Origin of the sequence: Pseudomonas sp. Marseille-Q5299 (genome assembly GCF_943737035.1) — a bacterium.
Lineage (GTDB): Bacteria > Pseudomonadota > Gammaproteobacteria > Pseudomonadales > Pseudomonadaceae > Aquipseudomonas > Aquipseudomonas putida_E.
In genome coordinates this window covers 776,332-801,120 of record NZ_CALSFR010000002.1, presented here as the reverse complement: position 1 = coordinate 801,120, position 24,789 = coordinate 776,332, and the positions used below count along the sequence as shown (strand labels likewise).

At 63.3% G+C, this 24,789-nt stretch carries 22 protein-coding genes; 8 read left to right on the top strand and 14 right to left on the bottom strand.

The window, feature by feature from the left end:
* Window positions 1-2 precede the first annotated feature (2 nt).
* The 3 genes from NGJ21_RS08120 to NGJ21_RS08110 all read left to right on the top strand — a co-directional run bounded on the left by NGJ21_RS08120 (window position 3) and on the right by NGJ21_RS08110 (window position 2,289).
* Window positions 3-203: a DUF1656 domain-containing protein gene (locus NGJ21_RS08120; protein ID WP_008097766.1), complete on the top strand. Its 201-nt coding sequence runs from the start codon at window positions 3-5 to the stop codon at window positions 201-203.
* Window positions 204-213: 10 nt separating this feature from the next.
* Window positions 214-1,071: an efflux RND transporter periplasmic adaptor subunit gene (locus NGJ21_RS08115; RefSeq protein ID WP_115273604.1), complete on the top strand. Its 858-nt coding sequence runs from the start codon at window positions 214-216 to the stop codon at window positions 1,069-1,071.
* A gap of 177 nt (window positions 1,072-1,248) precedes the next feature.
* Window positions 1,249-2,289 (top strand): PDDEXK nuclease domain-containing protein, encoded by a 1,041-nt coding sequence (locus tag NGJ21_RS08110; RefSeq protein ID WP_115273605.1) that lies wholly within the window; start codon window positions 1,249-1,251, stop codon window positions 2,287-2,289.
* Window positions 2,290-2,313: 24 nt separating this feature from the next.
* Here the strand turns inward: NGJ21_RS08110 and NGJ21_RS08105 are convergent, their stop codons facing one another.
* Window positions 2,314-2,760 (bottom strand): universal stress protein, encoded by a 447-nt coding sequence (locus tag NGJ21_RS08105; RefSeq protein ID WP_115273606.1) that lies wholly within the window; start codon window positions 2,758-2,760, stop codon window positions 2,314-2,316.
* A 267-nt stretch (window positions 2,761-3,027) separates the two neighbouring features.
* Between NGJ21_RS08105 and NGJ21_RS08100 the strand changes: the two genes are divergently transcribed.
* From NGJ21_RS08100 to NGJ21_RS08080, 5 genes are all read left to right on the top strand, one after another.
* On the top strand, window positions 3,028-3,936 hold the full coding sequence (locus tag NGJ21_RS08100; protein ID WP_115273607.1) for a LysR family transcriptional regulator: 909 nt from the start codon (window positions 3,028-3,030) through the stop codon (window positions 3,934-3,936).
* Between the two features lie 135 nt (window positions 3,937-4,071).
* The gene (locus tag NGJ21_RS08095) at window positions 4,072-5,613 is read left to right on the top strand and encodes an MFS transporter (protein ID WP_251961997.1); all 1,542 of its coding nucleotides are present in this window, start codon (window positions 4,072-4,074) and stop codon (window positions 5,611-5,613) included.
* A 27-nt stretch (window positions 5,614-5,640) separates the two neighbouring features.
* Window positions 5,641-6,702 carry an HlyD family secretion protein gene (locus tag NGJ21_RS08090; protein WP_115273609.1) on the top strand — a complete coding sequence of 354 codons (1,062 nt, stop codon included), beginning with the start codon at window positions 5,641-5,643 and terminating at the stop codon, window positions 6,700-6,702.
* The gene (locus tag NGJ21_RS08085; RefSeq protein ID WP_174142259.1) at window positions 6,699-8,150 is read left to right on the top strand and encodes an efflux transporter outer membrane subunit; all 1,452 of its coding nucleotides are present in this window, start codon (window positions 6,699-6,701) and stop codon (window positions 8,148-8,150) included. The genes NGJ21_RS08090 and NGJ21_RS08085 overlap by 4 nt, the downstream gene beginning before the upstream one ends.
* 16 nt (window positions 8,151-8,166) lie before the next feature.
* Window positions 8,167-8,577: an SDR family NAD(P)-dependent oxidoreductase gene (locus NGJ21_RS08080; protein ID WP_119688302.1), complete on the top strand. Its 411-nt coding sequence runs from the start codon at window positions 8,167-8,169 to the stop codon at window positions 8,575-8,577.
* Here NGJ21_RS08080 and NGJ21_RS08075 read toward each other — a convergent pair.
* The 13 genes from NGJ21_RS08075 to alg8 all read right to left on the bottom strand — a co-directional run bounded on the left by NGJ21_RS08075 (window position 8,527) and on the right by alg8 (window position 24,740).
* Window positions 8,527-9,351: an SDR family oxidoreductase gene (locus NGJ21_RS08075; protein ID WP_046784809.1), complete on the bottom strand. Its 825-nt coding sequence runs from the start codon at window positions 9,349-9,351 to the stop codon at window positions 8,527-8,529. The two genes, NGJ21_RS08080 and NGJ21_RS08075, sit on opposite strands and share 51 nt — an antisense overlap.
* A 34-nt stretch (window positions 9,352-9,385) precedes the next feature.
* Window positions 9,386-9,850, bottom strand: coding sequence for a hypothetical protein (locus tag NGJ21_RS08070; protein WP_046784810.1), 465 nt, complete (start codon window positions 9,848-9,850; stop codon window positions 9,386-9,388).
* A 145-nt stretch (window positions 9,851-9,995) separates the two neighbouring features.
* Window positions 9,996-11,450, bottom strand: a complete 1,455-nt coding sequence (locus NGJ21_RS08065; RefSeq protein ID WP_046784811.1) for a mannose-1-phosphate guanylyltransferase/mannose-6-phosphate isomerase — start codon at window positions 11,448-11,450, stop codon at window positions 9,996-9,998.
* A gap of 37 nt (window positions 11,451-11,487) precedes the next feature.
* Window positions 11,488-12,135 carry an alginate O-acetyltransferase AlgF gene (locus NGJ21_RS08060; protein ID WP_115273612.1) on the bottom strand — a complete coding sequence of 216 codons (648 nt, stop codon included), beginning with the start codon at window positions 12,133-12,135 and terminating at the stop codon, window positions 11,488-11,490.
* 21 nt (window positions 12,136-12,156) lie between these two features.
* Window positions 12,157-13,314 (bottom strand): alginate O-acetyltransferase, encoded by a 1,158-nt coding sequence (locus NGJ21_RS08055; RefSeq protein ID WP_174142261.1) that lies wholly within the window; start codon window positions 13,312-13,314, stop codon window positions 12,157-12,159.
* 11 nt (window positions 13,315-13,325) lie between these two features.
* Entirely contained in the window at window positions 13,326-14,786 is a 1,461-nt protein-coding gene (locus NGJ21_RS08050) for an MBOAT family O-acyltransferase (RefSeq protein ID WP_012312809.1), read from the bottom strand.
* Between the two features lie 216 nt (window positions 14,787-15,002).
* Entirely contained in the window at window positions 15,003-16,106 is a 1,104-nt protein-coding gene (locus NGJ21_RS08045) for a mannuronate-specific alginate lyase (RefSeq protein WP_012312810.1), read from the bottom strand.
* Window positions 16,107-16,113: 7 nt separating this feature from the next.
* Entirely contained in the window at window positions 16,114-17,553 is a 1,440-nt protein-coding gene (locus NGJ21_RS08040) for an alginate O-acetyltransferase (RefSeq protein ID WP_177010705.1), read from the bottom strand.
* Window positions 17,554-17,566: 13 nt separating this feature from the next.
* On the bottom strand, window positions 17,567-19,126 hold the full coding sequence (gene algG, locus NGJ21_RS08035) for a mannuronan 5-epimerase AlgG (protein WP_046784815.1): 1,560 nt from the start codon (window positions 19,124-19,126) through the stop codon (window positions 17,567-17,569).
* A gap of 19 nt (window positions 19,127-19,145) precedes the next feature.
* Window positions 19,146-20,624 carry an alginate export family protein gene (locus NGJ21_RS08030; protein WP_115273615.1) on the bottom strand — a complete coding sequence of 493 codons (1,479 nt, stop codon included), beginning with the start codon at window positions 20,622-20,624 and terminating at the stop codon, window positions 19,146-19,148.
* Window positions 20,621-22,042 carry an alginate biosynthesis TPR repeat lipoprotein AlgK gene (algK, locus tag NGJ21_RS08025; protein ID WP_119688304.1) on the bottom strand — a complete coding sequence of 474 codons (1,422 nt, stop codon included), beginning with the start codon at window positions 22,040-22,042 and terminating at the stop codon, window positions 20,621-20,623. Before algK ends, NGJ21_RS08030 begins: the two co-directional genes overlap by 4 nt.
* A 12-nt stretch (window positions 22,043-22,054) precedes the next feature.
* Window positions 22,055-23,221 (bottom strand): PilZ domain-containing protein, encoded by a 1,167-nt coding sequence (locus NGJ21_RS08020; RefSeq protein WP_251961996.1) that lies wholly within the window; start codon window positions 23,219-23,221, stop codon window positions 22,055-22,057.
* Window positions 23,222-23,258: 37 nt separating this feature from the next.
* Complete coding sequence (gene alg8, locus NGJ21_RS08015) at window positions 23,259-24,740, bottom strand: mannuronan synthase (RefSeq protein WP_174142263.1); 1,482 nt, start codon at window positions 24,738-24,740, stop codon at window positions 23,259-23,261.
* Window positions 24,741-24,789: the final 49 nt, after the last annotated feature.

Sequence of the window (24,789 nt, the reverse complement as noted above, 5' to 3'; positions counted from 1 at the left end):
TCATGCCCCGTGAGATCGCTTTTCATGGCGTGTACATGCCCACCATGACCTTGATGTTCCTGTTCGCCCTGGGCCTGGCCTGGGGCCTGGACCGCTTCATTGCCAGCCATGATGGCTACCGCTTCTTCTGGCACCCGGCGCTGTTGCGCCTGAGCCTGTTCGTCTGCCTGTTCGGCGCCCTGGCGCTGTCGCTCTACTGGTGAGAATCCTTCGATGAAAAAGTTCTTCAGCCTGATCGCTACCTTGCTGGTGCTGACCGCTGCCGTGGTGATCGGTCGCCAGTTGTGGCTGCACTACATGACCACGCCCTGGACCCGTGACGGCCGCGTGCGGGCCGACATCATCAATGTCGCCGCCGACGTGCCCGGTTATGTAGTGGACGTACCGGTCAAGGATAACCAGCGGGTGAAGAAGGGCGACCTGCTGATCCGCATCGACCCCGAGCACTACCAGCTGGCTGTCGACCAGGCCAAGGCGCTGGTCGCCTCGCGCAAGGCCACCTGGGAGATGCGCAAGGTCAACGCCCGGCGCCGTGCCGACATGGACAACCTGGTGATCTCCAAGGAAAACCGCGACGACGCCAGCAACATCGCCAACGCCGCCCTGGCCGACTATCAACAGGCCCAGGCAGCATTGGCAGCGGCCGAGCTGAACCTCAAGCGCACCCGGATCGTTGCCACGGTCGATGGTTACGTGACCAACCTGAATATCCACAAAGGTGACTATGCGCGGACCGGTGAGGCGGTGATGGCAGTGGTCGATGAAAACTCGTTCTGGGTTTACGGCTTCTTTGAGGAAACCAAGCTGCCGCACGTGAAGGTGGGTGACCAGGCTGAGCTGCAGATGATGAGCGGCGAACGGCTCAAGGGCCATGTGCAGAGCATCGCCCGCGGTATCTACGACCGCGACAACCCGCAGAGCCGCGAGCTGATTGCCGATGTGAACCCGACCTTCAACTGGGTGCGCCTGGCCCAGCGCGTGCCGGTGCGGATTCACATTGATGAAGTGCCGGACGGGTTTCTGCTGGCGGCGGGGACGACGTGTACGGTGGTGGTGAAGAGGGAGGAATGAAACTGTTATCGCGGGATGCCGTAAGAACGTTAGTTTTGAGCTCAGGGAGGGATTGGGAAATATCCTACTTGATTTAGGGAGAAATCGCCTGCTGGAGCTCTTGGCGGTGCTTTTCCATCGGAGCAGCCTGGGTTGTCACGAAAGCAACCCATCGATTGTTCGAGGAACTCTGATCCCATGCCCGAAAAAACGCTATCCCTGATCGACACCCCTCAGGGCTACAGCGCTTGGCTAGCTGACCTGAAAGGTCGTATTCAAAAAGCCCAGCAAAGGGCCAGCCTTGCCGTGAATCGGGAGCTGGTGGGTCTTTATTGGCATCTTGGGCGAGATATTGTCGAACGCCAAGCGGCTCAAGGTTGGGGAGCGAAAGTCATAGAGCGGCTGGCTCATGACCTCAAAACTGCGTTCCCCGCGATGAAGGGGTTCTCACGAGCCAATCTGATGTATATGCGAGCATTTGCTGAGGCTTGGCCAGAGGAAGCAATTGTCCAACAGGCTGTTGGACAATTGCCATGGGGCCATAATCTGGTGTTGCTGACCAAGTTAAAAAAGCCACAAGAGCGGCTTGCTTATGCAGTGCGGGCATCGGAGTGCGGTTGGTCACGGTCGACCTTGCAGATGCATATCGAGTCCAGGTTGCTGGAGCGCGAGGGTAATGGTGTTTCAAATTTTTCGGCGCTCTTGCAACCGCCAGGGACTGACCTGGCTCGCCAGTTTCTAAAGGATCCTTATCTTTTCGACTTCCTGAATGTAACCCAAGAGGCGAGTGAACGAGAGATCGAGGCAGCGTTGGTGGAGCACATCACCCAATTTCTGCTTGAGCTAGGGGCAGGTTTTGCCTTCGTCGGCCGCCAAGTGCATATGGAAGTCGGAGGTGATGACTTCTATATCGATCTTCTGTTTTACCACCTGAAGCTGCGTTGTTATGTAGTCATTGAGTTGAAGGCAGAAAAGTTCAAGCCGGAGCATCTGGGTCAGCTGAGCTTCTACCTCACTGCAGTTGATTTACAGATGAAGCTAGAGCAAGACAACCCCACGATTGGCTTGCTGCTGTGCAAAGGCAAGAACAAGGTGGTGGCCGAGTACGCGTTACGCGGCAAGTCTCAACCCATTGGTGTCGCTGAATTTCAGTTGATCAATACCTTGCCGGAAGAGCTGCAGGCAAGCTTGCCCACTGTCGAGCAGATCGAGCGGGAGCTGGCTATTCGTCAAGAGTGAGCCATGGCTTTTGAAAATGTCCCCTCAAGCCGCTCCCACCAGCACTGGCACCTCAACCCGATCGATCACTTTAGTGCTGATCGACGGATCCAGCATCCGCCCCAGCCGCGACAGGTGCCGGTGGCCCATGATGATCAGCTCGCATTGCAGTTCCCGTGCCTTGGCGACAATGGCCTCGACCGGTTGCCCGGCGACCATGCAGCCGTGGCTGGTGAAGCCGGCCTGCTTTAGCCATGCAACAGCCTCGGCCACGGCGCGGTCGCCGAGGCGTTGTTCCTCACAGGCGGCAGGGTATTGCTCCAGTTCCTCGGCGGTGTAGGGCGCAGGCTTGTCGTGCACCGCGAAAGTCGAGTCGATGGCCAGCAGTACATGCAGTTCGTGTTCGTCGGGCCGGCAGTAGCGGCGGGCGAGGGTGAGCAGGGCGGTCGAGGCAGGGGACGCGTCGATGGCGATCAGGACGGGGCTGGGCATGGAGGTTCCTTGCTGAAAAACTGGCTGGTCGGTTGCCTGTACCGCCCCATCGCCGGCAAGCCGGCCCACAAGTAATGCACCGATCGCAGGGCAGTGGGGCACCTGTAGGAGCCGGCTTGCCGGCGATAGGGCCGGTACAGCCACAGCATCATTAATGGCTCATCTCGCCCTCGAGATAAATGCCCCTCCACGCACGAACGCATTGCGTCTGGTGCAATCATGCGACCTGTTAACATCGCGTTCCCACAACTGCCACGGAAATCGGCCATGCCACTCCCGGACATGAACCTGCTCGTCGCCCTCGACGCCCTGCTCGATGAAGGCAGTGTGGTCGGTGCGGCGCAGCGCATGAACCTCAGCCCGGCGGCGATGAGCCGGACCCTCGGGCGTATCCGCGATGCCTTGGGCGACCCGATCCTGGTGCGCGCGGGTCGTGGCCTGGTACCTACACCTCGGGCGCTGGCCCTGCGCGAGCAGGTGGCGGCGCTGGTGGAGCAGGCCGGTGAGGTGTTCCGCAGTGCTGCAGAGGTGGATTTGCCCAAGCTCGACCGAGCCTTCAACATCCGCACCAATGACCTGTTCATTGCCCTGTATGGCGCCATGCTGTTGCGCCGCATGCATGAACAGGCCCCGCGCACGGTCCTGCGCTTCGTGCCCGAGAGCCCCGGCGGTGATGACGATAGCGTGCTGCGCGACGGGCGCACCGACCTGATCATCAGCTCGACCGTCGACCTGGGCCCGGAGATCAAGGTGCAGAGCCTGTTCCAGACCTACTACGTGGGTTTGGCGCGGCGCGACCATCCCATATTCGACCAGCCGATCACACCGCAGAGCTTTGCCAGTTATCCACAGATCAGCGTATCCAGGCGTGGCCGCGCCAATGGGCCGATTGACGTCGAACTGGCCAACTTCAAGGTGCAGCGGCGCGTGGCGCTGATCACGCCGAGCTTCCACTCGGCGTTGTTCTCGCTGCCGGATTCGGACCTGATCCTGCCGATGCCCGCCAATATCCTCAACAGTGTGCACAAGCTCGGCTTGCCGTTGCGCTCGTTCGAGATCCCGGTGCCGCTGGAGCGGGTAACCGTGCTGCAGGCCTGGCACCCGCGTTATCACAACGATCCGGCCCACCGCTGGTTGCGGCAGATCCTGAAAACCTGCTGCAGTGTCGATCCATAAACCCGCTTCGCCCTACGGCGGCTGGAGCGGATTGCGTTAAACGCAATATAAAGCTGCCGATAAGTCAGTTTTCGTAAGCATTCGACTTTCTTAGACTTGCCCCAGCCATAAAATTGTTGCTGGAGTTGTCTACCCATGAGTTCCCTGTCCGCCCCTGCCACCGCGATCGCCGCCGCCCCCGCGCCGGCTGCGCCCGTGCAGTCGGCGTTCGGCCTGCGCGTGGTGGTCGGGCTGTTCGGCGTGTTGCTGGCCGTGCTGTGCGCCGGCCTCAACGAGTCGGTGACCAAGATTTCCCTGGCCGATATCCGCGGGGGCATGGGCATCGGCGCCGACGAGGGCGCCTGGCTGCTGGCGGTGTACAGCGCCGCGTCGGTTTCGGCCATGGCCTTCGCGCCGTGGCTGGCCACTACCTTCTCCTTGCGCCGCTTCACCATGAGCGCGGTCGGGCTGTTTGCGCTGCTGGGGTTGCTGCAGCCGTTGGCCCCCAACCTGCACAGCCTCATGCTGCTGCGCATCCTTCAGGGTTTTGCAGCGGGCGCCTTGCCACCGATGCTCATGAGCGTGGCGCTGCGTTTTCTGCCGCCGGGCATCAAGGTCTACGGCCTGGCCTGCTATGCCCTGACGGCCACCTTCGGGCCCAACCTCGGCACGCCGCTGGCCGGGTTGTGGACCGAATACGTCGGTTGGCAGTGGGCGTTCTGGCAGATCATTCTGCCCTCGGCCCTGGCCATGTTCTGTGTCGGCTGGGGCTTACCGCAGGACCCGCTGCGCCTGGAGCGCTTCAAGCAGTTCGACTGGCGCGGCGTGTTGCTGGGCCTGCCGGCCATCAGCTGCATTGTCCTGGGCCTGTCGCTAGGGGACCGCTGGGGCTGGTTCGATTCGCCGCTGATCTGCTGGCTGCTGGGCGGGGGCGTGCTGTTGCTGGTGCTGTTCCTGTACAACGAATGGTCCGAGCCGCTGCCGTTCTTCCAGTTGCGCATGCTGTCGCGCCGCAACCTGAGCTTCGCGCTGCTCACCCTGGCCGGCGTGTTGGTGGTGCTTTCCGGTGTGGGCAGCATTCCCTCTGCCTACCTTGCGCAAATCCAAGGGTATCGCCCGGCGCAAACCAGCCCGCTGATGATGCTGGTGGCCATGCCGCAACTGATTGCCCTGCCGTTGACGGCGGCACTGTGCAACCTGCGTGCGGTGGACTGCCGCTGGGTGCTGGCCACGGGGCTGGCGATGCTGGCGCTGTCGTGCATCGGCAGCAGCCTGCTGACCTCCGAGTGGATCCGTAGTGATTTCTACCCTTTCTACCTGCTTCAGGTGTTCGGCCAACCGATGGCGGTACTGCCGCTGCTGATGCTCTCCACCAATGGCATGAGCCCGCAGGAAGGCCCATTCGCCTCCAGCTGGTTCAACACCGTCAAGGGGCTCGCCGCAGTGATCGCCGGTGGCCTGCTGGATGCCCTCGGTACGCTGCGCCGACACTTTCATTCCAACCACCTGGTGGACAGCCTGGGCAACGCCCCGCTGATCGATGACCACGCTACGGGCCTTGCCAAGCGTATCCATGACCAGGCGCTGGTGCTGACTTCGGCCGACCTTTACCTGGTCATGGCCGGTATCGCCGTGGCGCTGATCTGCCTGATTCCTTTCGTGCCTACCCGGGTCTACCCACCGCGCGCGGTGGCCTGAGCCCGGATGAATTCGAGACCGCTGAAAATGACCAACAAGCGCAAGACAATCGTGATCGGCTCGGTACTCGCCGTGGCCGTGCTGGCGGGTATCGTCGGCCCCTGGCTGCTCGGCAGTGACCACCGGCAAAGCACCAACGACGCCTACGTGATCGCCGATTACACCGTAGTGGCGCCCAAGGTGGCCGGCTTCGTCAAGCAAGTGCTGGTCGAAGACAACCAGCAGGTGCAGGCCGGCCAGTTGCTGGCGACCATCGATGCGCGGGACTACCAGGCCGCCCTGGATGCCGCGCAGGCCCAGTTGCTGGTGGCCAAGGCGCAAAGCGCCGATGCCCGTGCCACCCTGGAACGCCAGGCGGCATTGATTGCCCAGGCCGAGGCGGCGGTGAAGGCAGCGCAGGCTGAAGCATCGTTCGCCGACCACGAGGTCAACCGCTACAGCCGCCTCGCCCAGCAGGGGGCCGGCACCGTGCAGAATGCCCAGCAGGCGCGCAGCCGGGTCGACCAGGCCCGCGCACGGCTGGCCAATACCCAGGCTGCATTGGTTGCCGCGCGCAAGCAGGTGGACATCCTCAGCGCTCAGGTCGCCAGCGCCGATGGGCAGTTCAAGCGTGCCGAAGCGGGCGTTGAAAAAGCTCAGCTGGACCTGTCCTACACGCGCATTACTGCCCCGGTGGATGGCATGGTCGGTGAGCGTGCCCTGCGCGTTGGCGCCTTCGTCAACCCGGGCGCACGCCTGCTGTCGGTGGTGCCCTTGCAGCATGCCTATGTGGTCGGCAATTTCCAGGAAACCCAGCTGACCCATGTGCAGCCGGGGCAGCCTGTCAGTATCAGCGTCGATACCTTTTCCGGTGAAACCCTCAAGGGCCATGTCCAAAGCATTGCGCCTGCAACTGGCGTGACCTTCGCGGCAGTAAAACCCGACAACGCCACCGGCAACTTCACCAAGGTCGTGCAGCGCATCCCGGTGAAAATCGTCTTCGATGACGGCCAGCCGTTGCTTGCGCGCCTGCGTGTGGGCATGTCGGTGGAAGCGACCATCGACACCCGTGGTGACACGTTCAGTGGCAAAGAGGTGAGTGCACGATGAAACCGGCAGTACGCTTGAGCCCCTTGCTGCTGGCCGTACTGATGGCCGGCTGCACCCTGGGCCCCGACTTCAAACGCCCGGCCAGCCAGGCCCCGCAGCAATGGGCACCGCTGCAGGGCCAGGCGGCACCCAGCCAGCCGCAAGCAGAACCGCTTGAACTGCGTTGGTGGGAGACCTTCCACGATGCGCGCCTGAGTGCGCTGATCCAGCAGGTGGCCGAGCGTAACCTCGACCTGCAGATCGCCAGTGCGCGGCTGCTGCAAAGCCGCGCCTTGCGCAGCACGGTGGCTGCCGACCAGGCGCCGTCGGTCGATGTGGATGGCGGCTACAGCCGCGCCCGTAACAGTGCCGAAGGCCTCAGCGACCCGTCTGGCAAAGCAGGCAAGTCGGCGTTCAACCTGTGGCAGGGCGACCTGGTCGCCGGTTGGGAGCTGGACCTCTGGGGCCGGGTGCGCCGGCAGGTGGAGGCTGCCGACGCCACGGTGGAAGTGGCCGAGAATGACCGGCGCGGTGTGCTCTTGGCGCTGTTGTCGGAAACCGCAGGCAACTACATCCAGTTGCGTGCCGTGCAGCACACGCTCGATGTCACGCGCGACAACCTGAAGGTCGCCCGGCACAGCCTGAAGCTGTCCCAGGACCGCCAGGCCGAGGGTGTCGCCACCCGGCTCGACGTGGCCCAGGCCAGTGCCCAGGTTGCCTCGATCCAGGCCCGTCTACCGAGCCTGGAGGCCCGGCGCGACGACCTGATCAACGCGCTCAGCCTGCTGGCGGCCGAGCCCCCACGCAGTTTGCAGGCACAGTTGCTTGAGGGCGGGGAGTTGCCCGCGCCGCAGCAGCAATTTGCGATCGGCTTGCCGTCCGAGCTGGCCGAGCGCCGTCCGGACATCCGCCAGGCCGAGGCGCGGCTGCATGCGGCCACTGCCAGCATTGGCGTGGCCAAGGCGGATTTCTACCCCAGCATCCGGCTGTCCGGCAGCGTCGGCTTCCAGGCCATGCAACTGTCGGATTTCGGCGCCTGGGACTCGCGCCGCTTTGCCTTCGGCCCACAGCTGTCGTTGCCGATCTTCGAGGGTGGCCGGCTCAAGGGCACCCTGGCGCTGCGTGAGGCGCAGCAGCAGGAGGCGGCGCTCAACTACCGCAAGGTGGTGCTCGGTGCCTGGCACGAGATCGACGATGTGTTACGCCTGTACAACGCCAGCCAGCTGCGCCGTGATCATTTGGCCGAAGCGGTGCGGCAGAACCGCATCGCCCTGGAAACCGCCCAGCGTCAGTACGTGGAAGGGGCAGTGGACTTTCTCAACGTGCTGACTGTACAGAGTGCGTTGCTGGCCAGCGAAGAGCAGTGGATCGACAGTTCGGCGGCGGTATCGCAGGCATTGGTCGGGCTGTACAAGGCTTTGGGTGGTGGCTGGCAGGCGTTCGACGGGCAGCCGACGACAAAGGTGTGATCAAGCGGAGGCAGCCATGCACCTCTCCCTCAATGGAAAGCGCGCACTCATCAGTGGCTCCATGGCAGGGCAGGGCCTGTCTACCGCCATAGACCTTGCCGCCGCCGGCGCGGAGGTCGTGCTCAACGACCGCACCCAGGCGTTGGTCGACGCTGCGCTGAAAGCGATACGTGAGCGCTTGCCCAAGGCACGGATCATTGGTGTTGCCGCTGACCTGGGCACCGAACAGGGCGTACAGGCGTTGCTGGAGCAGGTGCCGCATACCGATATCCTGGTCAACAACGGCACGCGGGACGTTGCCCGGCGCCTGCAGCGTCATTACGCCCGCGGCATGGCCGAGCGCAAATGGGGGCAGGTGATCCACCTGGGCGGTGAATCAGAGCGGTCGCAGCAGCCCGAAGCGTTTGCGCAGTACCCAGTCCAGTAACCGGCGTGGCAGCCAGCGTGCCAGTAGCGGCAACGCCGTACTGCCATTGCCCAGCCGCACCACCGCTGGCACAGGCGATTTGCGCGTGGCCGCCAGCAGCCCTTGGGCAAATTGCGCCGCGGATGTGGGCCGGTCTTGCGAGGCGCGGGCCCGCGCCTGGATATGCTCGCGCAGCGGCCACCACGGCGACTGCGCCGCTACCACCTGATCGGCTTGGCGCTGGGCATTGCTGGCGAATTGTGAGGCGATCGCCCCCGGTTGCACTTCCATCACCTGAATGCCGAAAGGCGCCAGCTCCAGGCGCAGGGCGTCGCTCAGTGCGTGCACGGCAGCCTTGGAGGCGCAGTAGGCGCCGGCGAACGGCGTGACCAGTACGCCCGATACACTGCCGATGTTGACCACCAGCCCACGCGCACGGCGCAGCAGCGGGAACAGTGCACCGGTTACACCGATCACGGCGAACACATTGGTTTCGAACTGTTGGCGCAGGGCGTCCACGCCGCCATCGAGCAGGGGGCCCATGGCACCGTAACCTGCGTTGTTGACCAGGATGTCGAGCCGGCCGTGGCGTGCTTCCAGCTCCTCGGCCAGGTGCTTCAGGCCCTCGGCGTCGTTGACGTCAAGCTGCCGGGCGGTGAAGCCGGCGCCGGCCAGGTGTTCGACGTCTTCGGCTTTACGGGCGGTGGCCCAAACGTCGTGGCCGGCATCGCGAAAGGCTTCGGCCAGGGCGCGGCCGATGCCGCTGGAACAACCGGTGATCAGGACGGTGGGCATTGGGCAGGCCTGTGCTCAGAATAAGTTATGTATATCAGTTGGCGAATGTACCCTGTAGATGCTCGGCACGAAACTCCAGTGTCTGCGGCCGGTAGCCGGCGCGCAGTGGCGGCAGTGGCAGGCAATCGGTCCATTCGGCCCCAGGCTGCAGTTCGCCCGGCCCACGATAGCGCGGTGCGCTGTAGGTGTTTTCGGCCAGGTTGATGGTATCGCCCGGGGCATAGGCACCGACCCGCCAGCGCAGTTCTGTCAGCGGAGCCTTGTTGCCGTTTTTCATGTGTACCTTCAAGGCACGGTCGGCGGGGCATTGATCCGGGGCATAGGTCAGGCGCAGGTCAAGACGCGCCAGTTGCGAAGCTTCGCGTGTGTCCTGCCAGACGACGAACAGCGCGACCAGCCCGAGGCCGCAGACAGCGGCCAGCGAGATCGGCAAGGCCTTGGCCGGGTAACGCAGGAGCAGTACCAGCCAGGTGAGGATGAGGAAGGCGCCGATTATCATGTGGTCCGAATCCCGTTCGAGTCTTCGGACATCTTGGAGCTGCCAGCTACAAGCTGCAAGCGGCAAGAGAAAAGCGGGTCGGCGATGGCCCCACATCTGTAGGTACACCGCCGACCCGCTGTGCTTGTAGCTTGCAGCTCGTAGCTTACTGCGCGATGGTCTTCACCGATACGCCACGTTCGACGGGAGTTGCCGTGCGCCCATACACATCCTCGAAGCGCTCGATATCATCTTCGCCCAGGTAGCTGCCGGACTGCACTTCGATGATCTCCAGCGGGATCTTGCCCGGGTTGCGCAGGCGGTGGACCGAGGCGATCGGGATATAGGTCGACTGGTTTTCGGTGAGCAGGAAAACGTTTTCATCGCACGTCACTTCGGCGGTGCCCGATACCACGATCCAGTGCTCGGCCCGGTGGTGGTGCATCTGCAGCGACAGGCTGGCGCCCGGCTTGACGGTGATGTGCTTGACCTGGAAACGACCGCCCATGTCCACCGAATCATAAGAGCCCCACGGGCGGTACACTTCGAGATGGTTCTGGGTTTCGCTACGGCCTTGCTCGTCGAGGGTCTTGACCATCTGCTTGACGCCCTGGACCTTGTCCTTGTGGGCGATCATCATCGCGTCCTTGGTCTCGACCACGACGATATTTTCCAGGCCGATCACCGACACCAGCTTGCCATTGCCATGGATCATGCAGTTGCGGCTGTCCTGCACCACCACATCACCCTTGGTGACGTTGCCATTGGCGTCCTTGTCATGCACTTCCCACAGCGACGACCAGCAGCCGACGTCGCTCCAGCCAGCCGACATCGGTACAACGCAGGCGCGCTGGGTCTTTTCCATCACCGCGTAGTCGATGGAGTTGTCCGGGCAGCAGGCGAAGGTCGCTTCGTCGATGCTCAGCACATCATCTGTTTCGTCGCTGCGCTCCAGGGCCAGCACGCAAGTGTCATAGATGTCGGGCTCGTGCTTTTTCAGCTCTTCAAGGAAGCGGCTGGCGCGGAACAGGAACATGCCGCTGTTCCAGAAGTAGCCACCGGACTGAACGAATTCGGCGGCGCGTTTTTCGTCGGGTTTTTCGACGAACTGCGCCACCCGGGCCACACCTTCGGGCAGCAGGGCGTCCTGGCTGGAGCGGATGTAGCCATAGCCGGTCTCGGGCTTGGTCGCCGGGACGCCGAACAGCACCATCTCGCCACGCTCGGCGGCCACGGTGGCCAGGGCCAGGGCACGTTGCAGGGCCTTCTGGTCGTCGATCACGTGGTCGGCCGGCAGCACCAGCATCAAGTCATCGCGCCCCTCGTTGACCAGCTTCATGGCGGCCATGGCCACCGCAGGGGCCGTGTTGCGGCCGAAGGGTTCCATCAGGATGCCCTGGGTTTGCAGTTTCAGCGCCGCGAGCTGTTCCTGGACGATGAACTTGTGGTCCTTGTTGCAGACCACGATCGGGGCGTCCATGCCTTCGAACACCAGGCGCTCGAGGGTTTGCTGGAACAGCGTGTGCTCACCGGTCAGGGCGAGGAACTGCTTGGGGAACTGCTTGCGCGACAAAGGCCACAGACGCGAACCGCTACCACCAGAAAGAATTACCGGGATCATGTTGTTTCTCCAATAAGGTCGTTAAAGAGGCAGAGGATCAGTTGGTGGACACTGGGCGGGTGACCCAGACTGGCGACAGGCTGCTGCCCGAGCCGGTGACGTACAGCACGGCGGCTTCGCCGCGCTCCAGGGCGACGGGTTTGACGTCGCTGACTTTCTTGTCTCCTGCAAACAGGGCCAGGTTCACCTTGACCGGGTTGATCTCACGCTCGCCACGGCCTTTGGCCGCCACCGGAGTAACCACCTCGGTCTTGCCGTCAGCGGTCTTCAGGGCCAGCGCCTGATCGCTCAGGTTCTGTACACGCACCAGGGCTTTCTGCTTGTTCTTGAAAGGCGGTTCTTCGATCAGCTGCGGGTTGCCGCTGCCGTTGTTGACCAGGGTGTAGTACTTGTCTGCGGCGAGCTTGACCGGGACACTCTTGCCGGCGACCTGCGCGGTGTAGTCACCGCCCGGGAGGAAGCTGAAGTCGCTGCTGGCCTGGGCGCCGACCTGTTTGATCTGGGTGTTGCCGACGCTGGCGGCAGCCGGTGCAGGGGAGGCGTTGTACAGGCGCACGAAGGTCGAGCCTTTCGGTGCGGTCGGGCCATACAGGGCAGCGTCGGCGCCGGCGAATGCCTGCATCGAAGCCAACGACAGGCCTGCTGCGAGGGTGAGGGCTTTGGCAATGGAAGTCTTGGTAGTCATGTGCGTGTTCCTCTCTATCTATCAGTGGTCCGTCCGGTTGGACGACAGGGCCAGGTTTTCTTCGGATTTGCGGGTGTTCTTCAGTTGCGCGATCCACTGTGGATCGAAGCTGCTGAGGTCGTTTTTCATTGGCAGATAACGTTCGGGGAATTCCCACACCACAACCTGTGGCGCGGCGTTCTTGAAAGCATCGCTTTGCAGGTACTTGAGCATTGGCAGCAGGGGGCCGTGGCCGTCTTCGGCATAGTTGGCGACGTCGCTGCGCAGGGCCTGCTGCAGCGCGCCGAGGAAGTTCCAGTGCGGGTTGGCGCTGTAGCTGGTGCCGACCAGGGCGACCGGGATCTGGCTGTCGGCGAACAGGGCATCGCCCGCATCACCTTCGGCCTCGACCGGGCGCGTGCTGCGTTGCTGCAGGGTGTCCGGGCTGGGCAAGAGGTTGCTGAACAGCGGGTCCAGTGGCAGGAAGTTGGTCAGGTCGCCCTTGTACGGGGCGGTGTTGCCGGTCTCGGTGATGAACGTCTGGGGGGCGCCATTGAGCAGGCTCTGGCGCCCGACCGCCTCGGCCACAGCCTGTGCGGCGACTTCAGCGCCCATCGGCGTCCAGTGGGTATCGGTGCGCAGGAAGACCTGGCCGCGGGCCTTGGCCTGTTCCATCGGGGCCATCAGGTCAGGGGCGAACACGTTGGCCTGACGGACCTGGGCATGGAACTGGTTGTACAGGTCGTCATGCAGGCTGGCTGGCGCTTCCTTGCCCACATACTCCGAGTAGACCCGCGCCTTGGCCGGCACGATCGCCAGCACCAGCTGGCTGCCGTGCTGTTGCAGGGTGTCGCGCACACCGCGGATCAGCGCCAGGTTTTCCTGCATGAGCTGGTCGGCACCGGCAGTCGGTTTGAACTCTTCGTCGCTGAACAGCCACTGGTCACGGCCCAGCACCACGCCCGGGCGGCCTTCGTTGAACAGCTTGTAATCCAGCGCGGCCCAGAGGTTGGTGCCCAGGCGCTTGATCGGGAACTCGTCGTCGTAGTGCGTCTCGGCGGCCTTGGCCAGCTTGCCGTTGAGCACGGTCATCTGTTCGGTGCGCTGGAAGCTTTGCAGGCCACCGGTGGACCAGGCGCCCATGCCTACCAGCAGGCCGATGAACGACAGGGAATAGGTGATGCGTAATGTCCGGGTCATGGTCATCAACCTCAGAACTGGAAGTAAAGGAACGGCGAGTAGCTCTGCGCCGAAAGCTTGAGGATCGAGGCCACGAACAGCAGCAGGATCAGGGCGCGGGTCATCACCCGGGTCCAGTCCAGGCCAAGCGAGCCGTCGGCATTGACCTGCGCCGGGGTGCGCATGGCTGCCGGCGGGGTGGCATTGCGGTAGAAGTCACGCAGGCCGAAGAACGCCAGGGTGATGTAGGCGATGACCAGCGTCGCCACCTGCAGCCCGGTGAGCTGGGCGCGGTTGAGTTCGGACAGCTGCCACTCGCCGAAGCTGAACATGGCGCCGTACATGCGGCCGGCCACTTCCAGGTTTTCGGCGCGGAAGATCACCCAGCCGACCACCACCAGCAGGAAGGTGAACGCCCACTTGACCGGGTTGAAGCGCTGCGGGTTGGTGTCCAGGCCCAGTGCTCGCTCGATTGCCAGCCACATGCCGTGCCAGGCGCCCCAGATGATGTAGGTGAAGTTGGCGCCGTGCCACAGCCCGCCCAGCAGCATGGTCAGGAACAGGTTGCGGTAGGTGTTGAAGGTGCCTTTGCGGTTGCCGCCCAGGGTGATGTACAGGTAGTCGCGCAGCCAGGTCGACAGGCTGATGTGCCAGCGGCGCCAGAACTCGGTGATCGACTGGCTGATGTAAGGCTGCTTGAAGTTCTCCATGAAGCGGAAGCCCATCATCAGCCCCAGGCCGATGGCCATGTCGCTGTAGCCGGAGAAGTCGAAGTACAGCTGCGCGGTGTAGGCCAGCGCACCGAGCCAGGCGTCACCGGTGGTCGGGTTCTGCAGGGCGAAGCAATGGTCGGCGACCACCGCCAGGGTGTCGGCGATGAACACTTTCTTGATGAAGCCCTGCATGAAGCGGGTGCAGCCTTCGGAGAACTTGTCCAGGGTGTGGGTGCGGTTGTTGAACTGGTCGACCAGGTCCTTGAAGCGCAGCACCGGGCCGGCGATCAGGTGCGGGAAGATCGCCACGAACGCTGCGAAGTCGATCAGGTTGCGGGTGGCCGGGGTGTCGCCGCGGTACACATCGATGATGTAGCTGATCGACTCGAAGATGTAGAACGAGATACCGATCGGCAACAGCACGTGGGTGAGGATGAAGGGCTCAAGGCCGAACGAGCTGATGATCGCGTTGAGGCTGTCGACGCCGAAATTGGCGTACTTGAAGTAGCCGAGGATCGCCAGGTCCACGCCTACGCCCAGCAACAGCCAGCGCTGTGCAGGCTTGGTGCGCACGCCAGCGGCGCCGACTTTCAGGCCGATCCAGTAGTTCCACAGGGTGACACCGGCGAACAGGGCGAGGAAGTCCACCCGCCACCAGGCGTAGAAGATGTAGCTGGCGACCAGCAGCAGCAGGTTGCGATAGCGTTGCCCGCTCAGGTAGTACAGGCCGAGGAATATCGGCAAGAACAGGAACAGGAACACGTTGGACGAGAAGACCATCCCGGTTCTCCTAAATTGTTCACAGCATCCAGGGCAAAGCGCCCCCCAAACCCCCCAGTGAGAAACTGGAGGAAACCTTTGTTGCTTCAATACCGCTGGCGAGGGGCTTGGCCCTCGTTTCGCGACGCGAGGCCGCTCCTACAGATTCAGCGCCGTCCTTGTAGGAGCGGCCTTGCGTCGCGATGGGCCGCAAAGCGGCCCCCATTCAGGCAACGCTCATTTCTTGGATTGCGCGCTCGGGTCATAGACCCGGGTCAGGTTGCCGCCCAGGCGGAAGCTGTCGAACGGCTGCATCCGGTGTTTGCGCTCAAGCGTGTCGCCCACGCACTGGTACAGCGCGCACCAAGGCTCGAGCCAGGCGTACTTGCCGTCGACCTTGAGGTCCTTCATGTCCTGTTTCTCACCTGCGCGCTCGGCGAAGTGGCGCGGGTCGCGGGCGCCGTACAGCACGCCTTCACCCAGGCGCTGCAGGGCAAAGTTGTTTTCGCTGCGCAGGTCCACGCCATTGGCCTTGGCAAAGCTTGCGATCATCGCCAGTGGCGGCAGGGCGTAGTTGTGGTAAGCCAGGGCACGCTGCTTGCGCTTGATTTCGTTGGGCAGGAAGCCTTGGTCGTCGATCTGGTTGGCGCCGACCTTGTATTCCTTCACCGCCCAGTCGAACAGGTCACGGCGGTCGGTGGCCACGGCGGTGGCCATCACCGACCAGGCCGCCCAGTAGCTGTGGTTGTTGATCTTCTCCAGCGGCAGGTTGCTCCAGTCGCGCACGGTCTGCTCGGCGAGGCGGGCGAACCACTTCTCGATCAGCTCGGCCTCGGCCTGGTGTGCTGCCAGTGGCTGCGAATTGGAGAACTTCAGGCGCAGCCACGAGCCGCTCATGCTGCCCAGCGCCCATTTGCGCATGGACTTGCCGGTGTGGTTGTAGTTGGTGGACATCAGCGCATCGGCGCGTGCCCAGGTGCCCAGCCAGGTCAGGGTGCAGTCCAGTTGTGCCGGGCGGCCGTCACGCATGTACTGGTTGACCATCTTGGCGACACCACGCTCAAGGGTGGTGATGTCTTTGGTGGAGTCGCGGAAGGCTTGTTCCGAGTCCCGGTTCAGGGTCGCCCGAGCCTTGTCCGAGCCTTCGTACTTGCTGCGAAATTGCAGCGCGCCGGTGAAAGGTTTGGGCGCAGATTCGCAGCGGAAGTTGCCGTCGCTGGTCTTGATCTTTTCAATCCCCTCGTAATAACCCTGGGGCGGTACCAGCGCGGCATGCGCGGCACCTCCGTACAGGGCCAGAACGAGCAGGGCCGGGCTGAAGATTCGCTTGAATGCAGTCATGATCGCCTCACTGGCCGGCTTGCGCGGTTTGCGCGGGCACGGCGAAGTTGTTGCGTTTGCAGAGCTTGGCCTCGACCTTCTGGGTACCGTTTTCCGGCCCCTGGACTTCCAGGGCCAGCAGGTTCTGGCTGGCCCAGTCCTCGTCTTCACGCATCTGGAAGACGAAGCGGCCATTGGTGTCGGAGGTTTCCGGCTTCTCGATCTTGATGTCCTCGTGGCGCCCGTTGAGGTACCAGAGGGTGGCTTGCAGCACCTTGACCGAAGGGTCTTCAAACTTGATGTCCATCTGCAGGTTGCGGTTGACCAGGTCCTTGATCACGCCGCCCTTGCCGTTGACCATCAGCTCGTTCTTGCCGGGCTTGAGGGTGCTGCTGGCGCTCATCAGTGCCGGGCGCGCGTCACAGCCATCGTCGAGCAGAGCGAGGATCTGCCGCCAGATGGTTTCCTGGTCCAGGCGATACAGCGGCGAGAATTCCCAGATGAGGATCTTCGGTGGATTGTTCTGGAATTCCTCGCTGCCCAGGTACTCGATCATCGAGCCTTCCAGGCCGCCGCCAGGGAAGGCGACGTTGAGCACGTCGGCGCCGATGTACTGCTCGAGGAAGCCCGAGAAGTTGTAGTTTTTGCCGCTGTGGCTGGTGCCGACCAGGGTGATCTGGGCGTTACCGCTGTCGCCGAACAGATCGTCGCCGCCGCTGGCGCCTTTCGGTTCGGTGGCGAACTGGTCCATGTACTGCACGGCGTAGCTGGTGCCGCACAGCTGCCCGGCAACGTTGTGCAGGGTGCCGGTCTTGCCCATGCGCCCGGACTTGTGGGTCTCGAATTCCTTGCGCGGGATACCTTCGAAGGCCGGCATCTTGTGTACGGTGTCGGCCACGATCCTGGCTGCACGTTCGGCGCCGTAAGGCGTCCAGTGCTGGTCACCACGGAAGTAGAAGTCCTTGCCCTGCTCGGCGGCCGCCAACTGTTCGTTGGTCAGCGGCGACAGGTCCGGCACGTTGTAGCCCATGCCGGCGAAGCGCTTGAGCATGGCCTGGTAGTTGCCCAGGGCCTTCTGGTAATCGAAGGCGGCTTTCTCGGCCGGGTTGAGCATGTTGCGGTTCACCAGGCCCCGGGTGGGCTGGTACACCACCACCAGTTCCACGCCCCGCTTCTTGAACGCGTCGTGCACTTGCTGCAGGCGTTTGTAGCCTGCCGGTGTGGTGCTGAACTCGGTACGCAGGTCTTCGCGGGTACGGAACAGCCAGTCACCCTTGGCCTGTACCAGCGTGGTGAAGTTCTGCTGGTAGCGTGTGGTGTAGCGGCTGGCGTCGTGTGCTTCGGGGCACAGCTGGCAGCAAGGCTCGGCAGTGAAGGTCGGCGCCTTGACCTCGTCGGCGCGCACGCCCTGGCTGATGGCCAGGAGGGCGGCGGACAGGCCCAGCAGTTTCATCAAGTGTGGGGTCATGGTCTGGGCTTCCTTAATCGATCATTTCGGTCTGGCGTTCGACCGGGTCGATCAGCACGGCCTTCTGCTGGCGCACCAGCAGGTCGAGGATTTCGTCCTGGCGCTCGCCCAGGATGCCGTTGAGGCTGATGCCGTTGGATTTGCGCGGGGCGAGCATGGAGACTTTGTACAGCTCCACCGACAGCGGCGAATCGATCGAAAGAGGCCCCGAGCCGTTGGCCGCCAGCTCACCGCCGACCACGATCAGCGAGACCTTGGTGTCGAACGGGTCGAGGGCGATGTCACGGTCGGTGTCGGACAGGTCCTTGATGTGCCCGTACACGCCAACCAGGCCATTGGCCATGGCGACGTTCTCGTACAGGCGGATGTTGACGCTGTTGCGCACGCGGATGCCGTGGCGACGGTTGCTGATCAGCTTGTTGCCCCAGATCAGGTTGTCACCGCTTTCGTACAAAGTGATGCCGTCGGTGTGGTTACGGTAGATCTCGTTGTAAGCGATCAGGTTGTTGACGCTGTTACGGTCGATCACCACGCCCGAGAGCTTGTTGTCGTAGCTCTTGTTGTTGATGATCCAGCTGTCGTTGACCTCACGCGAGACGATGATCCCGTGCTTTTTCTTGGTGCCATACACCGTGTTGCCGGCGATGATCAGGCGGTGCGAACGGTCGTGCGGGTCGATGCCGTAGACGATGTTGTCGCGGTAGGTGCTGTCCTTGACCACGAAGTCCTGGGTCTCGTAGCAGTAGAACCCGTACCACATGTCACTGAATTCCGAGCCGATGATCCAGCCGGTGGGCTCCGGGCGGCCCATGCGCTTGGCCATGTTCGGGGTGTACTGCGAGATGCTCACACCGTACGACTTGGACTTGGCATAGCCAAAACTGGCCATCTTGGTGTTGACGATGTACGTCTCGGTGCCGCCCCACGACAGCAGGAACGGGCGGAATTCATTGGGCGAGCGGAAGGTCGCCGGGCCGTTGTCCTTCTCGCGCCAGCCAGTGACCTGGGTGTCGCTGACGAACAGTTTGCCGTCATTGACCAGGAACGCGCCGCCCTCCTGGGACAGGCGCAGTTGCTTGACCTTGCCGTCGATCTCGAGGATGCCCTTGTGCCCGACCACGATCGGCAGACGCGCCAGGTAAACACCTGGCTCGACTTCGCTGAGGTACTGCTTGGGCACCTTCTTGCTCAGTTCGACCAGGTCGACATGGCCGTCATCGACGAAGATCGCCTGGGGGATGCCGTGCTGGCGTTGTACCCACTCGGCAGCCTTGTTGTCGCCGCCGATGAATTCCTTGAGCGATTCTTCCTGCAGCATGCGGCGCACGCTGACCTTGCCCTTGTGGCTGCGGTCGATCTTTTTCTGCACAGCGGCGGCGGTGTAACCGCTCAGATCGGGCAGCTTGGGCGGGTCCATGTGCAACGGCTCGGTCGGTGCGCTGGACACGGTGTAGGTCTTGGCATGCTGCAGTTCCTTGGCGATCACCGCAGGTTCTGCGGCGACGGCCAGCCCTGAGGCCAGCAGCAGAGCGCTGGCCAGAAGGCTGTGACGTAAGTGCGGGTGAAGGTTCATTGCAGGTCCTCTACCGGCCTTAGAAGCGCCAGATCACGTCGACGAAGGCGCGGTGCATGTAGGAGTCCGCTTCCTTGCCATAGGCATCGCCGGGCTTGAACACACCGGCGCGCAGGCGCACCAGCGCGGACGGCTCGTCGATCGCCTGGCTCATCGAAGCAGGCAGCAGGCCCTGCTTGAAGTACTTGGTGACGACCACGTCCATTTCCTGGCCCAGGTCTTTCTCGCCGTTGACCAGCGGGCGGCTCACGCCGTTGTCGTTGACTGCAGCGTTGATGCCGCTGGAGCCGATGTTCTGCGAACCGTCGACACGCCAGAACTTGTGGTAGATGAAGCTGGCGTCGTAGTCCTCGCGCAGTTGCCAGGAGGCGAACAGGGTGGCCGCCTGCAGGTTGCCCAGCTCGCCGCGGAAGGCCTCGCCGAAGCGGTGCACGCGCGAACGGGTACCGGTGAAGTTGGAGCGGTTGCTCTCAAGGCCGGTCTGCTCGAAGTTGCTCGAACCGTCGTCGCCACCACCGCCGCTGCCGCGGGCATAGGCCGCGCCAACCTGCCAGTTCGGGTCCAGGCGCAGGCGGATGCCCAGGTCGGTGGCCCAGGCGTTGACGTCGCCGCTCTGCTTGCCGACGACGACCTGGTCGTCACCGACCAGCTGGCTGTTGAGCTTGTCGCGATCACCGGTCAGCCAGGTCAGGCTGCCCCAGTAGTTGACGGTGTGGTCGTTGCGCCAGTTGTAGGCGTCGCTGTTGGCTTCCAGGCCCAGCCAGGTGAGGTCGCCGGTGCGAGTCTTGTCCAGTGCGTCGATGGTTTCGCCCGGGCTTTTCAGGCTGCCGCTGTCATGGGTGTGATGGGCGCGCAGGCCGACCCAGTGGCCGGGTGTCCACTGCGTGGCGACGTTACCGTAGATGTGCGTACGGTCTTCGTCTTCCGGGGCCAGCTCGGTCAGGTCGGTGCGGTATTCGCTGAAGCGTTGGGCCACACCCAGGTCAGCCTTGAGCAAGGTGGTGTCGAAGGTCCAGTTCAACGCTTCGATGTTGGTGTCGCGCCACATGCCGTCGTCGCTGCGCAGGCGTTGGCGACCAAGGCGCAGCTGCTCGCCCGGGTAAGCCGTGAGGCCGCTGTAGCCGACCCAGAACTCGCGCATGGCCAGGTAGCTTTTGTCGGGTTGGCGGCTGTCGTCACCGGTGTCGGTGGTGGTGCCGTCATCGTTCTGGCGCAGGGTGTCGGTTTCGATGGTGTCTGTGGCAGCAACGGCCTGGCCCATGGCGAAGGCACTCCAGTTGCCGCGCTCGCCGTATACCCAAGGGCGCAGGTCAAGGCCCAGGCCGTTGACGTCACCGCCGGAGCGGGTGCCCAGGTCGCGATCGTCTTCCGACTGGCCGGTGATCTTCACATCCAGGCCGAAGTTTTTCTGGGCGGTCATGTCGGCCAGGGTCGGGCAGGACCACAGCAGGGCGAAGCTCAGGCCGATGCCGGCTTTCACGAAGGGATTGAGCGTCATAGCGAGTCCTCACCGTCTACTTCTTTTTCGTCGTCTTGCAGGGCCTCGAGGGCCAGGGTGCCGCCTTGGGCCATGCTGCCGCGAGCCTGCTTTTCCTGCGTCAGCAGGCTTTGTGCCTGGCTGCGCTGGTCAGGCGTGAGCTGCTGGTCGAGTTGCTGCAGCAGCTCGGTGGACTGCGGCGTCGGGTTGGCCTGCGAAAGCTGGGCGAATACCCAGGCGTTGCCAGGTTGTGGGCGAATGCCATGGCCTTCGCTGAACAGCTGGGCAAGGGCATAGTCGGCACTGTTCTGGCCACCGCGGGCTGCGCTGAGCAGGTGATCGACGGCCTTTTGCGGCTCGACGTTGCCCAGGTAGCCACGGCGATACAGCTGGCCAAGGTAGTAGTGGGCGCTGACTTCGCCGGCCTCGGCAGCTGCCTGCAGGTGGTGTTCGGCCTTTTCGGCATCGGCGGGCAAGGTCTTGCCTTCGTAGTACAGGCGGCCCAGCAACAGTTCGGCACGCGGCTGTTCGGCTTCGCGGCCCTTGTCGATGTAGGCCATCAGCTGGTCGGTGTCGCCCAGTTCCGGGAAGTCGTAGACCAGTTGCGCCAGGCTCACCCAGGAAGCCGGATTGGCCGGGGCGACCTGTTCCAGCAGCGCTTTGGCGGTTTTTTCGTCAGTCTGGCCCAAGCTACGGTCGGCCAGTACACGGGCAACGCTGTCGACCCGAGTGGCAGGCACCGCACCGCGGGCATAGGCGGACTTGAGCTGGCCGAGCAGGGCGGCTTGCTGGTCGGCCTGGCCGCGTTTCTGATACACGGTGGCCAGCTCGACATAGCAGATGTCGCTGGTGTTCAGCGCAGCCTTGCAGATCTTCTCGACTTCACCCAGGTGCTGGTCGTAGGTGCCCTGGGTGCGATACAGCAGCACCTGGGCCAGGCCCGCTTCCGGGTTGCCGGCAGCGCGCCACTGGTCGATCTGCTGCTGGGCATTGATGTTGGGGAAACTCTGCGGGTAGGTCAGGTAGAGCATCGCCAGCGGGATCAGGGTATTGCCTTGGCCCTGCTTGGCGGCGAGCTTGAGCAGGGCCTGGGCTTCTTCGCGTTCGGCCTGGGTGCTGTCGGGCTTGGCCACCAGCAGGCGGCCGAGGCGTGCCTGGGCGCGTGGCGAGGTTGCCGCCGCAGCGCGATAAGTGGCCTCAGCTTCCTTGAGCTGCGAAGGGTCGCGGGTAGCGACCTTGATGTCGGCCAGGCCTACTTGTGCGTCGCTGTAGCCCAGGTCAGCCAGGGCCTTGTAGTTGCGCTCGGCCAGCGCGGTGTCACCGCGCTTGAGGGCTTCGTTGGCCAGGCGCTGGTCAGGCAGGCCCGCACAGCCTGCCAGGGCGATCGCCGCGGCCAGGGCACAGAGGCCCAGGCTTGCGCTTTTCTTGTGGGGAATCATCGTTTGATCCTCTTACAGCCCACGGGCCACGGCTTTGTCGATCAGCCAGTTGAGCGAAGGGCCACGGTCGCTGCTGACCGATGCCGGGCGCCCGGCCAGCTCGGCAGGCAGGCCGCCGTCTGGTTTGATCTGCACGCGGATGTCGGAGGCCAGGTTTTCGCTGTCGAGGCTGGCGCTGCTGACGATCTGGCCGGTGCGCACTTCGTTTTCGCCAGCCACCTGGAAGTTGACGCGGGTACCTGGCTTGACTTCGTCGAACTGGCGGTAGCTGAAGCGTGCTTCGACCATCGGGTTGCTGGTACGCGGGACCAGTTGGAAGATCGGCTGGCCCTTGGCGGCGTACTGGCCATCGTCCACCAACTGGCGGGCGACTACGCAATCGCAGGGGCTGGTGAGGGTGCCGGAGAGTTGCTTGCCGAACAGTTCCTCGACCTTGGCCGGCTCCAGCTGCGAGTCGTCCAGGTGGCCTTTGAGCATGTCCAGCATGCTGGTGCTGAAGCTTGCCAGCGGCGCGCCCTTGACCACCATGCCACCGGGCTCGACCAGGCTGTTGACGGTGCCGTCACGCGGCATGGTGATGTTGGTGGTCGGCACCGCGACCACGCCGGCTTCGGCGTGGCTGACGAAGTACATGCCGTACAGCGATTTGGCGACGAAGCCGAAGGCGGCTACACCAACGACGAACACCCCGAGGGTCACGGTCACTGCCTTGAGGCGGCCGAAAGCGGACAGGCCAGAGCCGCCGTCCTTCTGTTTGCGCGCCTTGGTGAAGTTGTCGCGCTGCAGGGTGCTGAGCACGTCGCCGACGCTGATCAGTTCACCCGAAAGGTGGCTGGTGATGATGTGGCGCAGGGTGGCGATGTCGCGGGGTTCGAGGTTCTGGAACTGCGCACCGGTACGGCCATCGCTCGGGTTGCAGGAGCGCACCTGAAACTCGATGTCCATCGACAGGCCCAGGTTGTCGACCACGAACTGCAAGCGCCCGCGCAGTACCTGGCCGACCTGCAGCGGCTGCTTGGCGTAAAAGCTCAAGCCGCCTGCGGACAGGTCTTCGACCTTCACCTCATGGGTCTGGCGTTCGCCATCCAGGTAGCGCAGCTTGGCCGGGATGCGCACCCGGGCGTGCTGGCGCTGGGCTTCGGACTCATGCACGACATTGACGTTCACGGCGGTATTCATGGTGGTTTGTTCCTGTTAGTTCCGATCCGGGTTGGGCTCACACGACCATGAACAGCACAGCGACGAAGATGCTGGCAGCCGAGAAGGTCATGGTCCGCGAGGACCAGGTGTTGAACCATTGTTGAAAACTGGCGAGGTCGCGTTTCAGGGCAGTCGGTTGACGGGTCCAGGACTGCTTGTCGAGGCGGAAGAACACGTAGATCTTCATCAGTGCGCCGACGATCTGGTTGTAATAGAGGATCAGCGGATAGGCCGGGCCGACGTTGTGCCCCGAGCACAGCAGCATGATGGTGAGGATCAGGCGGGTGATGCCGATCCACAGCAGGTACACCAGCAGGAAGCCGAGGCCGAACTTGAGGCTGGCGATCACGGCCACGGTCAGGCCCAAGAGGCTGGTCCACATCGACACGCGCTGATCGAACAGCACGATGCTGGTGAACAGCCCCAGGCGGCGCATGCCCAAGCCCAGCGCGCGGGAGTTCTGCCGCAGGTTGTTGCCGTACCAGCGGTACATCAGTTTGCGGCTGGCCTTGAGGAAGCTCTTCTCCGGCGGGTGCTCGACCGTGTTGATGGCGGCGTCCGGCACGTAGAAGGTGTCGTAGCCAAGGCGCATCAGGCTGAACCAGCTGGACTTGTCGTCCCCGGTGAGGAACTTGAAGCGGCCCAGGCGCCAGTGCATCAGCGAGTCGCTTTCGACGTCGGCGATGAACTCGGGGTTGGTCACAACGCTGGCACGGAACATCGACATGCGCCCGGTCATGGTCAGCACGCGCTTGCTCAGGGCCATCGAGCACATGTTGATGTGGCGCTGGGCGAAGCGCAGCTTGTGCCACTCGCTCATGATGTAGCCACCGCGCACTTCGCAGAACTCGTTGGTGGTCAGGCCACCGACGTTCGGGTACAGCTTGAACCAGGGTACGGTCTTGCGAACCACGCCTTCGGCCAGCACGGTATCGCCGTCGATCACCGCGACAACGGCGTTCTCATCCGGCAGCATCCGCGAGATGGCGCGAAAGCCGTACGCCAGGCCATCACGCTTGCCGGTCCCGGCGATGCGCACGATGTCCAGCTTCACGTGGGCGGGCGGGTTGTATTTGGCCCACAGGCTCTTTACCAGCAGTTCATCGGACATTTCCACCAGCGAACAGACCACGGTGGTGGGGAAGCCGCAATCGATCGCTTCACGGATCACTGAGCTGTACACCTGGGCAGTGGTCAATGCTTCGATGCGAAAGCTGGTGACCATCAGGTACACGTGCGACGGGTCGGCCGCGCTGCCCATCTTCTGCACCTTGCGGCGCAGGTAGGGGTACACGCCGTATAGGAAGATCATGCCGCGAATGAAATGGGTGGCGCCCATGGAGTAGCGCCAGATGCCGACTGCGCCGACCAGGAAGATGAAGTGCTTGGACTGCGAGTCGAAGATTTCGGCCGGCAAGGCCAGGGCGATCAACATGAGCAGGCTCATGTAGAGCAGCCAACCGGCGCACTGCAGCAGCACTGTCTGTAGCCTTTGCATGTTCAGCATCCGTCGAGAATTCTGGGAAAAGGGCAGCGCAGGAGGCCTG

Coding starts and splice junctions, on each gene's coding strand:
- NGJ21_RS08120 (WP_008097766.1), top strand. CDS start 3: ATGCCCCGTGAGATCGCTTTTCATGGCGTGTACATGCCCACCATGACC.
- NGJ21_RS08115 (WP_115273604.1), top strand. CDS start 214: ATGAAAAAGTTCTTCAGCCTGATCGCTACCTTGCTGGTGCTGACCGCT.
- NGJ21_RS08110 (WP_115273605.1), top strand. CDS start 1,249: ATGCCCGAAAAAACGCTATCCCTGATCGACACCCCTCAGGGCTACAGC.
- NGJ21_RS08105 (WP_115273606.1), bottom strand. CDS start 2,760: ATGCCCAGCCCCGTCCTGATCGCCATCGACGCGTCCCCTGCCTCGACC.
- NGJ21_RS08100 (WP_115273607.1), top strand. CDS start 3,028: ATGCCACTCCCGGACATGAACCTGCTCGTCGCCCTCGACGCCCTGCTC.
- NGJ21_RS08095 (WP_251961997.1), top strand. CDS start 4,072: ATGAGTTCCCTGTCCGCCCCTGCCACCGCGATCGCCGCCGCCCCCGCG.
- NGJ21_RS08090 (WP_115273609.1), top strand. CDS start 5,641: ATGACCAACAAGCGCAAGACAATCGTGATCGGCTCGGTACTCGCCGTG.
- NGJ21_RS08085 (WP_174142259.1), top strand. CDS start 6,699: ATGAAACCGGCAGTACGCTTGAGCCCCTTGCTGCTGGCCGTACTGATG.
- NGJ21_RS08080 (WP_119688302.1), top strand. CDS start 8,167: ATGCACCTCTCCCTCAATGGAAAGCGCGCACTCATCAGTGGCTCCATG.
- NGJ21_RS08075 (WP_046784809.1), bottom strand. CDS start 9,351: ATGCCCACCGTCCTGATCACCGGTTGTTCCAGCGGCATCGGCCGCGCC.
- NGJ21_RS08070 (WP_046784810.1), bottom strand. CDS start 9,850: ATGATAATCGGCGCCTTCCTCATCCTCACCTGGCTGGTACTGCTCCTG.
- NGJ21_RS08065 (WP_046784811.1), bottom strand. CDS start 11,450: ATGATCCCGGTAATTCTTTCTGGTGGTAGCGGTTCGCGTCTGTGGCCT.
- NGJ21_RS08060 (WP_115273612.1), bottom strand. CDS start 12,135: ATGACTACCAAGACTTCCATTGCCAAAGCCCTCACCCTCGCAGCAGGC.
- NGJ21_RS08055 (WP_174142261.1), bottom strand. CDS start 13,314: ATGACCCGGACATTACGCATCACCTATTCCCTGTCGTTCATCGGCCTG.
- NGJ21_RS08050 (WP_012312809.1), bottom strand. CDS start 14,786: ATGGTCTTCTCGTCCAACGTGTTCCTGTTCCTGTTCTTGCCGATATTC.
- NGJ21_RS08045 (WP_012312810.1), bottom strand. CDS start 16,106: ATGACTGCATTCAAGCGAATCTTCAGCCCGGCCCTGCTCGTTCTGGCC.
- NGJ21_RS08040 (WP_177010705.1), bottom strand. CDS start 17,553: ATGACCCCACACTTGATGAAACTGCTGGGCCTGTCCGCCGCCCTCCTG.
- algG (WP_046784815.1), bottom strand. CDS start 19,126: ATGAACCTTCACCCGCACTTACGTCACAGCCTTCTGGCCAGCGCTCTG.
- NGJ21_RS08030 (WP_115273615.1), bottom strand. CDS start 20,624: ATGACGCTCAATCCCTTCGTGAAAGCCGGCATCGGCCTGAGCTTCGCC.
- algK (WP_119688304.1), bottom strand. CDS start 22,042: ATGATTCCCCACAAGAAAAGCGCAAGCCTGGGCCTCTGTGCCCTGGCC.
- NGJ21_RS08020 (WP_251961996.1), bottom strand. CDS start 23,221: ATGAATACCGCCGTGAACGTCAATGTCGTGCATGAGTCCGAAGCCCAG.
- alg8 (WP_174142263.1), bottom strand. CDS start 24,740: ATGCAAAGGCTACAGACAGTGCTGCTGCAGTGCGCCGGTTGGCTGCTC.